Raw genomic sequence first — 14,653 nt, forward strand, 5'->3', positions numbered from 1 at the left:
CCGTTTGAGACTAACAGCACTTGTATCTTTTTGAGGGTTTAAAACAAAAGCTTGAGGCCTACCTCCCACCGGACAAGGTAGCAGAAACTCAACGTGCGTTTGTGGTAGCCCAAGAAGCCCATGATGGGCAGATGCGTTCCAGTGGCGACCCATACATTACTCACCCCGTAGCCGTGGCTGGCATTTTGGCGGACATGCGTCTTGACCATGAAACGCTAATGGCTGCATTGCTGCATGATGTCATCGAAGACACCCATCACAACAAAGAATCCCTGAGCGAACAGTTTGGTGAAACCGTTGGTGAGCTAGTCGAGGGTGTTAGTAAGCTCGAAAAAATTCATTTTAGTAGCAAGCAAGAAGCGCAAGTTGAGAATTTTCGTAAGATGCTCATGGCTATGGTGCAAGATATTCGCGTTATCTTGATCAAGCTGGCTGACCGCACACACAACATGCGCACTCTTGGCTCATTACGCCCTGATAAGCGTCGCCGTATTGCCCGTGAAACACTCGAAATTTATTCGCCAATTGCCCACCGTTTGGGTATTCATGATATCAAAAATGAGCTTGAAGACTTAGGGTTTCAAGCTATGTACCCCATGCGTCACCGAGCATTGAAAGCCGCGGTGAAACAGGCGAGGGGTAATCGTAAAGAAATTATTGAAAATATTCATAAAGAAGTGGAAACCCGCTTAGCTGCATTTGGTATGAATGCGTTGACCATTGGCCGTGAAAAACACTTGTACTCAATTTATCGCAAGATGAAAAACAAAGAGTTGATGTTTAACGAAGTCATGGACATCTATGCATTTCGCGTAGTGGTAGACAGTGCTGACAATTGCTATCGAGCGCTGGGCGCTATGCACGGTTTGTATAAACCCATTGAAGGGCGCTTTAAAGATTACGTGGCTATTCCACGTACGAATGGCTATCAGTCATTGCATACGTCTTTGATTGGCCCTCACGGTATTCCAGTAGAAATTCAAATTCGCACCGCCGAAATGGACAAAATGGCCGATATCGGTGTCGCTGCGCATTGGATGTATAAAGATGATTCAGAGTCCAGCGATACCACAGCGCAAGTGCGCGCTCGTAAATGGATGCAGTCACTTATTGAGTTGCAACAAAGCGCTAGCTCTTCGTTTGAATTTATCGAAAACGTAAAAACCGATCTATTCCCAGACGAAATTTACGTGTTTACCCCAGACGGACGTATTATCGAACTGCCTCTTGGGGCTACGGCCGTGGATTTTGCTTACGCTGTGCACACCGGTGTGGGGAATACCTGTGTTGGGGTGAAAGTCGAAAGACGCACATACTCGTTAAGTAAACCGTTGGAAAACGGCCAAACCGTAGAAATCATTACCTCACCCAGAGCGAAACCTAATGCCAGTTGGCTTAACTTTGTGGTCAGTGCTAGAGCGCGCTCGCATATTCGCCATTACCTTAAGCATCAGCGCTCTGAAGAAGCATTCAGCATGGGAAATCGTTTATTACGCCATGCGCTGGGTAAAACCAAATTAGATGAAATTCCACAAGCGGATATTGACCGTGTGGTAGAAGAGACAAAGCATAGTGACTTTGATTCTCTGGTGGCAGATATCGGCTTAGGCAATGAGCTTAGCGCTATCGTCGCTAGGCGTCTACTCGGTGAGGCAGCTGAAATACCTGATAGCGGACGCAAAGTCGCGATTCGAGGTACAGAAGGGCTATTGGTTTCTTACTCCCGCTGTTGTCACCCTATCCCAGGGGATGAAATTGTGGCGGTACTTAGCCCAGGTCGCGGCATGATGATTCACCAAGCGGGTTGCAGTAACATTCGTAAACTGAGTAAAGAAGAGCCTCAGCGGGTGCTTGTTATGAAGTGGGACGATGAGCCTCAAGGTGAATTTAAAGCTGCGCTGCGAATCGAATTAATAAACCATCAAGGGACGCTCGCCAATTTAACCAATAATGTGGCTTCGTGCGGCTCCAATATCGTCGGTTTACAAACCGAAGAAAAAGAAAGCGGTATCTATTACATTGATATAGAACTGACCATCACAGATCGTATTCAGCTCGCTGATGTCATGCGAAAAATTCGCATCATGCCCGAAGTTCAAAGGGTTTCAAGGCACAGCCAATCTAAGCAGAATAAATCACCTAACGTATAAACTTTAAAAGGTAAGCATATTATGTCTAAGTCTGTTATTCATACTGACAAGGCTCCACAAGCTATTGGTACTTACAGCCAAGCGATTAAATCTGGCACTACTGTGTATTTGTCTGGGCAAATTCCTCTTGTGGCGGAAACCATGGAAATGATCTCTGACGATTTTGCCGAGCAAGCTGAACAAGTATTTAAAAACGTTCAAGCCGTTTGCCAAGCCGCAGGGGGAAGCACTAATGATTTGGCGAAAGTGAATATCTTCTTAACGGATTTATCTAACTTTGCCACTGTGAACGAAATCATGAGTAAGCATTTCAAGCAACCTTACCCTGCGCGCGCTGCTATTGGCGTGAAAGAACTGCCTAAAGGTGCTCAAATTGAAATCGATGGCGTGATGGAATTACCTGAGTAATATCAGGTATTCTCATCAGAATATTCGCTTTATAATTTAGACGGCGCTTTCGCGCTGCACTGCGCACGGGAGTCCAATTGGCCGTGCGCTGATCAAAAGATGCTCGCCTACTCGGCACGCTTCATCGCGGGCAACAGAGTTATATGGCATCAATAAGAAAAAGAATATAAAACCATGACTGCCATAGCCCCCATGTCTGTAGAGCGTTATCAGCGCATTCGTAAGTTGTTAACTACCCGCCAGCCATCCTTAACGGTTTGTTTAGAACAAGTGCATAAACCACACAATGTCTCTGCTGTATTGCGCAGTTGTGACGCTGTGGGGATCAACCGCATTCATGGTGTATGGGATCAAAAAACCAAAATACGCAAAGGCACTGCTATGGGGTCAGAGCATTGGGTTAAAACCGATATGCACACCAGCATTGGCGATGCTGTTAGCGTGTTAAAACAACAAAACATGCAAGTGTTGGTCACTCATTTATCTGATGATTCGGTGGATTTCAGGGAGATAGATTACACCCAACCCACGGCCATTATTCTTGGCCAAGAAAAGCACGGCGCTACCGAAGAAGCGATTTCCCTAGCTGACAAAAACATCGTTATTCCCATGGTGGGTATGGTGCAGTCGTTAAATGTTTCGGTGGCCGCTGCCGTGGTGTTATACGAAGCTCAGCGTCAGCGTGAAGTGGCGGGTATGTACGCCATTCAACAACTTAGCGAAGAGGAATGCCAGCGAGTGTTGTTTGAAGGCGGTTTTCCTGTCTTATCGAACGTTTGTAAGAGCAAAGGCCTAGCTTACCCGCGCATTGATGATGGCGGAAACATAGTCGCAGATACCACGTGGTGGCAGAAAATGCAGACCACCGCAAAAGCCATGCGCCAATTCGAACAAGAAGTGAATAACGAGATAGAATACGAAAAAAGTCACAGAGGCAATCGCTGAGCCAAAGGATAGGCGTTAGCGGATACGCATTTACCCATTTGAATGTAGCCATTTTTATAAAACCCAGCTTAGGAGTTTAACAATGCGTCATTATTTAAAAGCGGCAATGCTCAGTTTACTTGTATTATCAACGATATTTTCTGTGGCCACTAGTGCATTTGAGCGCACTACCATTGCTGAAAATGCCCAAGATGTTACTCCATTGCTGGTAGGCCATAGTGCCCCAAATACCAAATTGCAAACCGCTGATGGCGCGCCGGTCAGCTTAAAAGCCATGACCATGCAAAAGCCGACTGTGCTGATTTTTTATCGCGGTGGCTGGTGCCCTTACTGTAATCGTCAGTTGGCTGGCCTAAAAGACATTGAAAAATCATTGGATGATTTGGGTTATCAAATTTTAGCGATATCCCCTGAAACACCAGCACAACTGCAAGCGCAAAAACTGCAGAGCAAGTTTACCGTGCAACTACTTTCTGACAGCAAGCTGGATACCATACGAGGCTTTGGTATTGGTTATTATGTGCCTGAAGAAACAACCGCTAAGTACAAACAGAAAAAAGGCATTGTGTTAAATGCATCTGCTGAAGCAGGGCGCGGCGTATTACCAGCACCCGCGGTGTACATTCTTGACGAACAGGGTGTGATTAAATTTAGTTACGTGAACCCTGATTACAAACAGCGCCTGTCGCCTGAATTACTTTATCAAGCGGCTAAGTATTCGCTTTAAAACTAGATGCGCGAAATATGGGGTTAAGCTAGGAACAAATGGTGTTAAGTTCTTGCCCCAATTGAGTAAATCGTGAAGTATAATGAATAACTCAGCGATATTTTGTATCTGATTTACTTGAACGGCAGGCGGCTATTTTTGTGTTATCTATTGTGCTTTTGATCACTTTCCCTAATTGGCTTACGCAAAGTTCGGACTCTCGATGTTAGGGCTAGCCCAGACGCCGGTCACTCAGCTAAAAGGGGTCGGCAGCAAAGTAGCTGAAAAGCTGGTTAAACTTGGACTGCAATCGGTTCAAGACTTGTTATTTCACTTGCCCCATCGTTATGAAGATCGCACTCGAATCTACCCTATTGCTGAGCTAATGCCGCATTTGCATACCAGTGTCGAAGGTGAAGTTATGTCTAGCGACGTGCAGTTTGGTCGTAAACGCATGCTAATCGTGCGTATCAGCGACGGCACAGGCACGATCACACTGCGCTTTTTTCACTTTTCTGCTGCGCAAAAAAATAGCTTAGAAAACGGCACGCGCATTCGTTGTTTCGGTGAGGTGCGCTCGGGTAAGTATGGCTTAGAGATCATGCACCCGGAATACAAAACTATTAGTGCTGATTCCAACGGGCAGTTGGCTGAGTCTTTAACGCCAGTTTACCCCTCTACTGAGGGCGTCAAACAAATCACCTTGCGCAATTTAACCGAGCAAGCCCTTACCTTGCTTGATAAAGGCGGTTTAGCTGAGTTGCTGCCCGCCGATATTTATCAGCAACAAGTCGGTTTGATTGAAGCGTTACACTTGGTACACAGGCCACCGCCTGATGTCACCCTGGCTTTACTTGAGGAAGGTAAGCACCCAGCTCAGCAGCGCTTAGCACTAGAAGAGCTGCTGGCTCATCACTTAAGTGTGCTCAAAGTTCGCCAGCAAAGTCAGTTGCAAAAAGGCTTTGCTATCACCCAAAGTCAGCCCCTGCTAAAACAGCTACTCGGTAGCTTGCCATTTGATTTAACCGGTGCTCAGCAACGTGTTATCAGCGACATTCAACACGATATGCAGCGCCCAACGCCTATGATGCGTTTAGTGCAAGGGGATGTGGGTTCTGGAAAAACTCTGGTCGCTGCCATGGCCGCTTTATCCGCGATTAGTGCGGGTTATCAAGTAGTCATGATGGCGCCCACAGAGTTGCTAGCCGAACAACACATGAATAACTTTCAAGGTTGGTTTGCCCCCCTAGGCATTGAAGTTGGTTGGTTGGCCGGTAAGTTAAAGGGGAAAGCCCGTAGCGAGACCCTCGAAAATCTAGCCAGCGGCAAGTTGCAGTTATTGGTGGGCACCCATGCGGTGTTTCAAGAAGCCGTGCAGTATCAATCTTTAGCACTGGTGATTGTGGATGAACAGCATCGATTTGGCGTGCATCAGCGCTTGGCATTACGTGAAAAAGGCGTGCAGCAGGGAGCATTCCCTCATCAATTGATCATGACTGCAACCCCCATCCCGCGCACATTGGCGATGACAGCCTATGCAGATTTAGACACCTCGGTAATTGATGAGCTACCGCCTGGGCGTACGCCTATTACCACCGTGGTATTACCCGAAACGAGGCGCATTGAAGTGGTTGAGCGCGTGCGCTTGGCCACTGTAGAACAAGGTAGGCAAACCTATTGGGTATGCACCTTGATTGAAGAATCAGAGGTGTTGCAGTCACAAGCTGCAGAAGAAACCGCCATTGCCTTAGCAACAGCCTTACCTGGATTAAAGGTTGGTTTGGTGCACGGGCGCCTCAAAGCCGACGAAAAACAGCGTTTGATGCAGCAATTTAAAGACGGCGAGGTGGACTTATTGGTGGCTACCACAGTAATCGAGGTGGGGGTGGATGTGCCCAACGCCAGTTTGATGATCATCGAAAACCCAGAGCGTTTGGGTTTAGCGCAATTGCATCAACTTCGCGGGCGAGTAGGGCGAGGCTCAGTTGAAAGTCATTGCGTGCTGATGTATCAAAGCCCGTTATCAAAAGTGGCTGCGAAGAGATTGGCTGTGCTGCGTGAATCCCATGATGGTTTTTATATTGCCCAACAAGATTTAGAGATACGTGGTCCAGGTGAATTGTTGGGTACCAAGCAAACAGGCTTGGCCGACTTGCGTATCGCCGATTTGGTACGTGATGCCGAGCTTATCCCGCAAGTACAAACCTTGTCTGTAACGTTATGGGAACGACACCCTGCAAATGCACAAGCCATTATTAATCGCTGGTTAGGTCACAAAGAGCATTTTGGTCATGCCTGATAATTCTTACATCAATGCGGCTAAAAATGGCCCCGCAAAATCGCCGTTCACAGCGCCTATCAAGACAGTACCTGTTCTCACTGTGCCAGAAAACGCCAGCCCGGAACTTGTTGAAAAAGCCAAGAGCACAGCATCTGCATGGCAATTGAGCTTCGATGGCAATATCAGTCGTGGCTTGGTGCTGATGCAAAGCGAAGCGCATTTAGCGTTAAAGCAATTAGATGAGCCAAAAGTAGGCGAAGTGCTGGTGGATTTTGCCTCTGACGCTTTAACCTTTAGGCGCCTGCACGGTGGCGGCAAAAAAGAAGCCGTTGCCAAAGCGGTTGGTTTAAAAGGGCAAAGTGACTGGCGTGTGCTTGATGCCACCGCTGGCCTCGGGCGGGATGCGTTCGTGCTTGCAAGCCTGGGGTGTAATGTAGATATGATTGAGCGCTCCCCTGTGGTCGCCGCCTTGTTGGCTGATGGACTTGAGCGAGCACAACACAGTGCAGAGCTAAGTGCATGGCTGCCTGAGCGAATGCGCTTACATCATGGCATCGCCATTGATTTAATGGCGAACTGGTGTAACGAACCAGCAAACCTTGCCCCCGATGTGGTGTACCTTGATCCCATGTTCCCCCATCGAAAAAAAAGCGCGGCAGTGAAAAAAGAAATGCGCCTTTTTCAGCAATTACTTGGCCCAGACGAAGACGCCGATGGCTTGCTTGCCCCTGCGCTCGCGCTCGCCAAAAAGCGCGTAGTGGTAAAACGCCCAGCCGGTGCCCCTTTTTTAGCACAACAAAAGCCCCATATCGAAATGCAAGGCAAGGCGAATCGCTTTGATGTGTATCTGATTAATTAGCGACGAAACCGCCGTTTCTCATTTATTTGGTTTTATTTAGAAGGAATGTCATGCAACAAAGCGTATGTAACGTGAGTGTATTGGTCGACGATTACGATAAAGGGATTGAGTTTTACACCCAGTCTTTGGGTTTTACTTTGCTTGACGACATTAAAAATGGCCCAGATACTCGCTGGGTGCGGGTCGCCCCAAATAATGACGCAGGCCAGACAGGTGCCGCATTAGTGCTGATGAAAGCGGCTATTAACCAGCAGCAATGGGTGGGTAATCAAACAGGCGGCAGTGTCTCGTTTTTCCTGCAAACGGATGACTTTCACCGTGATTATCAAAACATGCTGCAGCGGGGAGTGGTCTTTTTAGAAGAGCCAAGAGACGAACCCTACGCCACTGTGGCAATATTCCAAGACTGTTTTGGCAATAAGTGGGATTTACTGCAACCTAAATAATCTAATGCCTATCACTCATTTAAAGAAGGAAATACTATGATCAACGTTGGCGATACCTTACCCGAAGTAACCTTTAGCTTGCGCGAAAATGGCGAAAGCAGTAATCCGACAACAGCGGATTTATTCGCGGATAAAAAAGTTGTGTTGTTTGCCGTGCCAGGCGCATATACACCGACCTGTTCGAATACCCATTTGCCAGGCTATATCACCTTGGCTGATAAGTTAAAGGCGAAAGGCGTTGATAGCATTATCTGTTTATCGGTGAATGATGCATTTGTGATGGAAGCTTGGGGCAAGTCACAAAACGCAGAGGAAGTGACTATGCTCGCTGACGGCGGTGCTGAGTTTAGCCAAGCTATTGACCTTGCTAAAGACACAGGCACCTTCGGCGGCTTACGCTCTGGCCGTTATTCTATGCTAGTGGAAAACGGTGTAGTCAAAGCGCTAAACATCGAAGCCCCTGGCAAGTTCGAAGTCAGTGATGCACAAAGTATGTTAGCTGCGTTGAACGGCTAAATTCTGTGAAGTAATTGGCGCGGTGCAATAAAATTTAGCTTAATGAGCACCGCTTTTTACATATTCAACGACGGCTTTTTTACTTTTGACATACCAGAAGTTGCATCGCATGGTAAAAAGATTGGCATGATATGCAATGAGCATGATAAACAAGGTTAAATTAGCAATCCATGTCGCGCTAAAGCCTTGGCTGCTGGCGGTCACACCAATCAGATCACTATAAGGAGCGTGGTTGACTACACTGGCTATCCAGCAGAACAAAAAGCTCAATTGGAACATTTTTTGCGAATGAAAAATCATGCTGCACGTTACTGATCCCAATGGGAGTAGTAAGCAGTACCCAAGAAGATGAAGCACAGCAATAAACTCTCCCTCTATTACAAACCTTATTAAAGCACCCAAGCAACATAGGCCAGTAAATATGCTTGCGGCAAGTACTCGCGTAAGTCTCAAGCTGAGTTGATTTCGGTAGCCTGATAAAAGAACCGCGGTTTCAGAGCGCTCATCGCACATGCTTAATTGACAAACCGTCACCACAGGAAGGAGCCAAATAATAGCCAATATAACCGCACGGAGAGTATCGAGTGAAACCAATAAAGAGACTGAGAATAAGCATGTAGCAATCACCCAAAATGAGCGGTTTAAATGGCTACTTAGCATCCCTAATTCCGCGTTTAACAGTGGGTATTGAGAGTTTATAGTAAATAGATAGTCAGTGAGCGCGAAGGAATTCGACGAAGCCTTCTTCGGATTAGTGGATGTGCTAAAACGATTAGATTTGCTTTGATATAAGAGATGGCATGGTCCATTCGCGAGCCTCAAAGTGATTGTAAAAATAACTAACCCTAAAAGTAACTGCAAAACAATTGGTATGAAAACGGAGATATCATAGTTAACTCCTTGCCAATTAAATGTCTCTTGGATGCGGTTCAGCTTCGATATTCCTATGGATAAATGTTGGGTTTGCCCTGTAGTTAATGAGGGTGCAGCTTGCTCCATTTGCCGTATAAAATCACTGTGAGCTGATAACCCAAAAATATTTAAAGTACAGAGTAACGCCCAAACGAAAAAGTATATTAAGTTGCTATATTTTTGTATTTTTTCAGGAAGAATATCAAATAACAAAGCAAAGCAACTTACCATAATAGTGACTGGGAGTATGAGCACTAGGTAGGGCAATATGTACGAAGTAATATATATTGTGCTTTGCTCTTGGGCTATTAGCTGTTGCAACATAGCAGCAGCTATCATCAAAATACCAATGATATTTAGTAGTAAAACATTGACTACAAACTTGGTACTTAAGTATTGATTGATAGTGAAGGAAGAAGAGAGCAATAAGCTCTGTATTTGAGATGTTTTTTCTTGGGCTACAAAACCTGATAGTAAGTAATACCCAAACAGCAGCACAAACGAAGAACTTACTAATGCTAATGACTCTCCCATCCAAGCAGAATTGTATGTTCCCCGATAGCCATTAATGTCTAAAACGGCGTACCCGGCGCTCGAATCAGGAAAAATAAATAATGTTATTGCTATCATACAAAGGCAGGCAAACCACCAGTTAGTTTTGCGGATCCTGTTGTATAAATCTAATTGAACAATTTTCCAAAAATACCAGTTCATTTTAGTGCGCCTCTACAGGGCAAGGGGCTGTATAGAACAGATAGGCGTCCTCTAAATTAGGCGCTATAGAACTAGCACACTTAGTAGGGGGAGTTTCGTGAATAACTCTTAATCGCGTTTTATTATCAAAATATTGGGTATCACAAACTTTAAACTGCGTCTCGATTTGCCTCGCTTCTGTGGTTTTCAGCATTATATCCCACACCTTGCCCTCCATGTGCTGAAGTAAATTTTCAGGTGTGTTGAAGGCACAAACCTCTCCCCTGGCGAGTACTAAAATGTTATCTGATATAGAAGCGAGGTCAGAAATGATATGGCTAGATAAAAGGACAATTTTATCCTTGCCTAATTTCTTGAGCAGGCTACGAAAGGCAACTCGTTCATGGGGATCTAACCCGACGGTAGGCTCGTCAAAAATAAGTATGTCGGGTGCGCCGAGCAAAGCTTGTGCGATGCCGAGTCGTTGACGCATGCCACCTGAAAACGTAGAAATATTTTGGTTTTCAAACTCGTGTAAGTTGAGTGCGTGTAGCAATTCAGAGATATCTTGAGCTACATGTTTTCTAGTCACCTGTTTAACCGCGGCCAAGTACTGTAAAAATTGTTTTGCTGTTAAATTTTCATAGACAGCAAAGTGTTGCGGCAGTAAGCCCAGTCGTTGTCTAATTAACTGCGGGCAACCTGCTACATCTTGGCCATTTAATTGAATACTTCCAGAGCTAGGGCGCTCCAACTGTGCAATTAACTTAAGCAGAGTCGATTTGCCTGCTCCGTTTGATCCCACTAAGCCAATTATGCCAGGTGTTAATGTTAAGCTTATATTGTTGAGCGCAGTATGATTTTCGTGGTACGACTTGCTTAATTTATGTATACCCAGTTGAACTTCTTTTATTGGAAAGCTTGCGTTTGACATTTCGTATGACCTCTGTGCGTTACAGAACCCCTATTGTAGAAGCTTACGCCCTCCTGCCTACTTGTTACTTTTGACAGGTTTGAAGATTGAACATGTGATTTTTTGGTAGTTTTACTTACCTTTTTTTGCTAGCTTGGTTACTAAATGAACGAGTGCTACATGCTTTATGATTAAAACGCACTGTTGGTGACTAAAATCTAAAGACATTTCCAACAAGGAAGGGATGATGCAAGTCGAAGAATTCTACGAATTACTAGAAAGTGTAGACGAAAGTAGCTCAATTGATGCTCTAAAGGAAACTTGCGAAAGGTTCTGTCTGCTAATTGATATCCCGTATTATTTATTGGGCGTGATTGGTCAAACATCCTCATATTCACCGACGATTAGGGTTATTTCGAATTATCCAGAGAAATGGCTCGAGCTTTATTTCAAGGAAAGTGAACAACAAAACGACCCTGTTGTTAAATACATCTTTGAAAAGCAATCTCCAATCCGCTGGGACAAGCTTGTTGAGTATCAAGACTTTTCTTCTAGCAAAGGTTTACTTGTTTTCGAAAAAGCGGCGGCATATGGCTTGTACAATGGACTAAGTATCCCTATTCGTTCTACTTCTGAAAATATTGCCGTATTCAGTGTAGCAATAGGTGAACGTGCTGATGCGAATAAGGTATTAGATAACGCTCAGATGTTTTGCCACACATTTGCAACGCACTTATTCGAGCGATACGTTCTACTTGAGATAAGTGCAAGCGACGAAACAGATAGACGAGAGCTAACGAAAAGAGAACTTGAATGCTTGTTCTGGGCTTGTGAAGGTAAGACAGCTTGGGAAATTTCGCAGATAATAAATGTTTCTGAGCGAACAGTCTTATTTCACTTAGGTAATTCAAACACCAAGCTAGGTGCTATTAATCGGCAGCATGCTGTCGCGCTAGCGATTAAAAAGGGCATAATTAAACCTAATATCTAATTTAGGTATAAACGGTGCTCACTATCAAATTGCTGTTTAATCATATCGGACTCAGGACGAGCGTTGAACCTTATTCCGTTACTGAAGTGATAGCTGCTGGATATTTTCCAAGCGTTATTCAGTAAACTTATCGGTTGGGTATTTTCGAGCTCGGTTTGTTGTAAGGATAGATAATATATCATTTCATCGACGAGACCATGCACGATCATTTCTTTAGCTAAATCAGTGTGGACAATGACCACGCCACAGGTAACTTTACGCTCGGACGCGTGAGTTATCAGTTGCTTCACGTCCTGTAGGCTCTTTACTGTGTAATGTTGAATAGCTTTGTTCGAATTATTTTTTGTGTTGCTGACATTGAATGACAAGCACGTAGGCTCTTCAGCCACAAATTCCATATTGCCAACCAGCCTCTTTATATAGTTGACCGCTTCTATATCCTCATCAAACGTAGAAAAGTCAGCCGTTCTGCCCAACAGGTCAGCACAGGTAATACAACTTATCCAAGGCCTCTTCTTTTGTTTGTTGGTCTGCATGGTTATAACCGTCCCGAGGTCCATCAAGGCATTGTTGATAGCAATAACGTTAATGTTGTGAGAGAAAAAATTCATTTTTTGCCTGTTACTAAACCTGAAATGAGTGGGGATGCGCGGATGAAGAATGTTTACGATACCCGCGTCGGTTGCACTTTTAAATAGTGCGTTACTATCCATAATCAAAGCATTAGGAGGCAAGGACAAGTAAAGGTCTGCCCCGGCACCACTTGCCTTTATCTGGCTCAACAGCAGAGCTTCAGATTCCAGCTGAGTGCTTCCTTGAAGCTTCAGTATCTTACCCTTAAGACAAAATAACCAAGCTGCACCACAGTAATGTGAAATAGACGCTGCTTTATCTATTACTAACGACAAACAGCGAGAACGAAGGGCAAAAATGTTGTTGTTCATAGTCGAATCCAGTTAACTCCATTTCGATATTTTAGCTGTATTAAACGTTTTTATATCCTGTTAGATCTTACGGTGTTTTATAAAAATACTGTCAGATATTACAGGAGAAATTTATTGGAATTAAGCTAGGGATAATGATTAAAACCCTACTGTAAAATGTGATAGCTGAATTTATTGATTTTCGTTGAATATGCTTAGTTACAAGTTAACTAAACTAGGTTCAGCACAATGAGACAAATTAAAGTAATAGATAAAAATAATTATGAATTTGGACGCAATCCAGAATTAATTAACGATATGTTTAAATTAAGATCTGAAGTTTTTAAAGGGCGATTAGGTTGGGATGTCGAGTCTGATAAAGGCTTGGAAAAAGACTTTTTTGATAACCAGCAGCCAAGTTATATTGCTATGTTAAATGAGAGTGATGATATTGTTGGCGGATGGCGTGCAATACCAACAACAAAAAGTTATATGCTAAAAGATATATTTCCAGAATTATTAAGAGGGGAATTAGCACCCGAAGAAAAAAACATATGGGAAATAAGTCGCTTTGCTATCAGTAAAAATAGAACAGGAAAATCAGCTCGTGTCGCAAGCGAAGATACAGCTGCCTTAGTAAGTTCATTTTATTCATTTGCGATTAAAAATGGCATTACAGATTATGTACTGGTAACTACGACGGCCTGTGAGCGAATTCTTCGATATTTGGGGGTAAATATGCGTAGAATGGGAGATGGTCAAGCGATGCAAATTGGTGTAGAGAAATCCGTTGCCCTATGGGTGAAAGTGGACAACAACCTAAATATTAATCCTATTCATTAACATTTTATAAGCCTATATCGTTGGGCGCTCGTGTTTTACACGTCGCCCAGAACATCCAACCGTTGACTCCCCAACTGTATTTTCATTCTCCCCACAGTAAATTTCAAACATCATATAAATACAATTTTTGAAAGGATGTTTCAGGTCATCTCTCAAATTATCTTTGCCTTACAAAAAACGATAGATGAACATTGTTGTCTGTATCCTATCGAACTCTTGTATCGTTATTTTGAATAGGGTAATGCCGATCCCCAGGCTAATTTAATTTATCTGTAGTTAACAAGACAAGCTAGGAGCCTCTTTATTAAAATAAGCTATTCTGTTCAAGTGCCTTACTTAGCAAGTTACGTCTACATAACTTAACTACCGATAGGTTTTTAGTGGGTAAGTGCTTACTATTATTTTCAATCTCTGATGAAATAGTTATGAATAATAGCGCAGGCAATTGCTTCTAACCTGAGGTGGCTCAGAGCATGGAAACTTATTGTTTGGTGATTTATATTCGATGGGTAAAACAAACGTGATGGGGAGAGAAAGACTGCGCCAGCATTCAAATTATTACTGGCGCCGCGTATGCTAAGCCAAAGTACTTGAACTAATCAAATCAGAGGCTTGTGTGGCAGCATCCAAAATTTGCGGATCGATTTTGTCATAAAGTTGATTTAACAAATCGGAGTTTGCAACCGCTGTTATATTTTCTACTTCATCTGTTTTTACAATGAAGTAATAGTTTGTCATTGAGTAAAAATGCACACCGTTTATTGAAAATGCCGAGCCTTTCATAAAGAATCCTTTTTTAAATTAAGGGCGGCTTGCGCCGCCAGGTCATCTATTAGCTAACAGATACGTTGCTAGCGATGTCGTTAATGCTATTGGCTGCTTGTGTCGCCGCATCGAGTAATGCAGGGTCCACTTTGTCAGCAAGTACGTTCATAAGGTCGGTGTTAACTGCGGCAGTTAAGTCACCTAGTTCTTGTGCGTCATATACCAGTGCATAGCCAGTAAATGCGATGAAATTGACGCCTTGAGTTGCGAAGTTAAGTTGCATGGTGTTTCTCCGTTTTTAA

The 14,653-nt window shown here is 43.9% G+C and carries 15 protein-coding genes; 10 read left to right on the top strand and 5 right to left on the bottom strand.

The features are described from left to right. The first annotated feature begins 20 nt into the window (after positions 1-20). The 8 genes from spoT to GMES_RS20250 all read left to right on the top strand — a co-directional run bounded on the left by spoT (position 21) and on the right by GMES_RS20250 (position 8,311). Positions 21-2,150, top strand: coding sequence for a bifunctional GTP diphosphokinase/guanosine-3',5'-bis pyrophosphate 3'-pyrophosphohydrolase (gene spoT / locus GMES_RS20215; protein WP_006994678.1), 2,130 nt, complete (start codon positions 21-23; stop codon positions 2,148-2,150). 21 nt (positions 2,151-2,171) lie between these two features. Beyond that, entirely contained in the window at positions 2,172-2,558 is a 387-nt protein-coding gene (locus GMES_RS20220) for a deaminase RidA (protein ID WP_006994679.1), read from the top strand. 192 nt (positions 2,559-2,750) lie between these two features. Next, a complete protein-coding gene (gene trmH / locus GMES_RS20225) occupies positions 2,751-3,503 on the top strand; it encodes a tRNA (guanosine(18)-2'-O)-methyltransferase TrmH (protein WP_039987899.1) in 753 nt (250 codons plus the stop codon). Between the two features lie 82 nt (positions 3,504-3,585). Then, positions 3,586-4,230: a peroxiredoxin-like family protein gene (locus GMES_RS20230; protein WP_006994681.1), complete on the top strand. Its 645-nt coding sequence runs from the start codon at positions 3,586-3,588 to the stop codon at positions 4,228-4,230. 202 nt (positions 4,231-4,432) lie between these two features. After that, a complete protein-coding gene (recG, locus tag GMES_RS20235; protein WP_006994682.1) occupies positions 4,433-6,508 on the top strand; it encodes an ATP-dependent DNA helicase RecG in 2,076 nt (691 codons plus the stop codon). After that, positions 6,501-7,349, top strand: a complete 849-nt coding sequence (locus tag GMES_RS20240) for a class I SAM-dependent methyltransferase (protein WP_006994683.1) — start codon at positions 6,501-6,503, stop codon at positions 7,347-7,349. Before recG ends, GMES_RS20240 begins: the two co-directional genes overlap by 8 nt. Positions 7,350-7,399: 50 nt before the next feature. Further along, the gene (locus GMES_RS20245; RefSeq protein ID WP_006994684.1) at positions 7,400-7,795 is read left to right on the top strand and encodes a VOC family protein; all 396 of its coding nucleotides are present in this window, start codon (positions 7,400-7,402) and stop codon (positions 7,793-7,795) included. A 36-nt stretch (positions 7,796-7,831) separates the two neighbouring features. Continuing rightward, positions 7,832-8,311: a peroxiredoxin gene (locus tag GMES_RS20250; protein WP_006994685.1), complete on the top strand. Its 480-nt coding sequence runs from the start codon at positions 7,832-7,834 to the stop codon at positions 8,309-8,311. A gap of 39 nt (positions 8,312-8,350) precedes the next feature. Here the strand turns inward: GMES_RS20250 and GMES_RS20255 are convergent, their stop codons facing one another. Next, positions 8,351-9,937, bottom strand: a complete 1,587-nt coding sequence (locus tag GMES_RS20255; RefSeq protein WP_006994686.1) for a hypothetical protein — start codon at positions 9,935-9,937, stop codon at positions 8,351-8,353. 1 nt (position 9,938) lies between these two features. Further along, complete coding sequence (locus tag GMES_RS20260) at positions 9,939-10,850, bottom strand: ATP-binding cassette domain-containing protein (protein WP_006994687.1); 912 nt, start codon at positions 10,848-10,850, stop codon at positions 9,939-9,941. A gap of 226 nt (positions 10,851-11,076) precedes the next feature. Between GMES_RS20260 and GMES_RS20265 the strand changes: the two genes are divergently transcribed. After that, positions 11,077-11,820, top strand: a complete 744-nt coding sequence (locus tag GMES_RS20265) for a helix-turn-helix transcriptional regulator (protein WP_006994688.1) — start codon at positions 11,077-11,079, stop codon at positions 11,818-11,820. Here GMES_RS20265 and GMES_RS20270 read toward each other — a convergent pair. Beyond that, positions 11,817-12,764, bottom strand: coding sequence for a hypothetical protein (locus GMES_RS20270; protein ID WP_006994689.1), 948 nt, complete (start codon positions 12,762-12,764; stop codon positions 11,817-11,819). The two genes, GMES_RS20265 and GMES_RS20270, sit on opposite strands and share 4 nt — an antisense overlap. 228 nt (positions 12,765-12,992) lie before the next feature. Here GMES_RS20270 and GMES_RS20275 point away from each other — a divergent pair, with 228 nt between their 5' ends. After that, positions 12,993-13,586: an acyl-homoserine-lactone synthase gene (locus GMES_RS20275; RefSeq protein WP_006994690.1), complete on the top strand. Its 594-nt coding sequence runs from the start codon at positions 12,993-12,995 to the stop codon at positions 13,584-13,586. Positions 13,587-14,162: 576 nt separating this feature from the next. Here GMES_RS20275 and GMES_RS20280 read toward each other — a convergent pair. Both GMES_RS20280 and GMES_RS20285 read right to left on the bottom strand, forming a co-directional pair. Then, complete coding sequence (locus GMES_RS20280) at positions 14,163-14,369, bottom strand: hypothetical protein (RefSeq protein ID WP_006994692.1); 207 nt, start codon at positions 14,367-14,369, stop codon at positions 14,163-14,165. A 49-nt stretch (positions 14,370-14,418) separates the two neighbouring features. Continuing rightward, positions 14,419-14,634 (bottom strand): hypothetical protein, encoded by a 216-nt coding sequence (locus tag GMES_RS20285; RefSeq protein ID WP_006994693.1) that lies wholly within the window; start codon positions 14,632-14,634, stop codon positions 14,419-14,421. Between the last annotated feature and the right edge of the window lie 19 nt (positions 14,635-14,653).

The sequence above is a fragment of the Paraglaciecola mesophila KMM 241 genome, assembly GCF_000315015.1.
Taxonomy (GTDB): domain Bacteria; phylum Pseudomonadota; class Gammaproteobacteria; order Enterobacterales; family Alteromonadaceae; genus Paraglaciecola; species Paraglaciecola mesophila.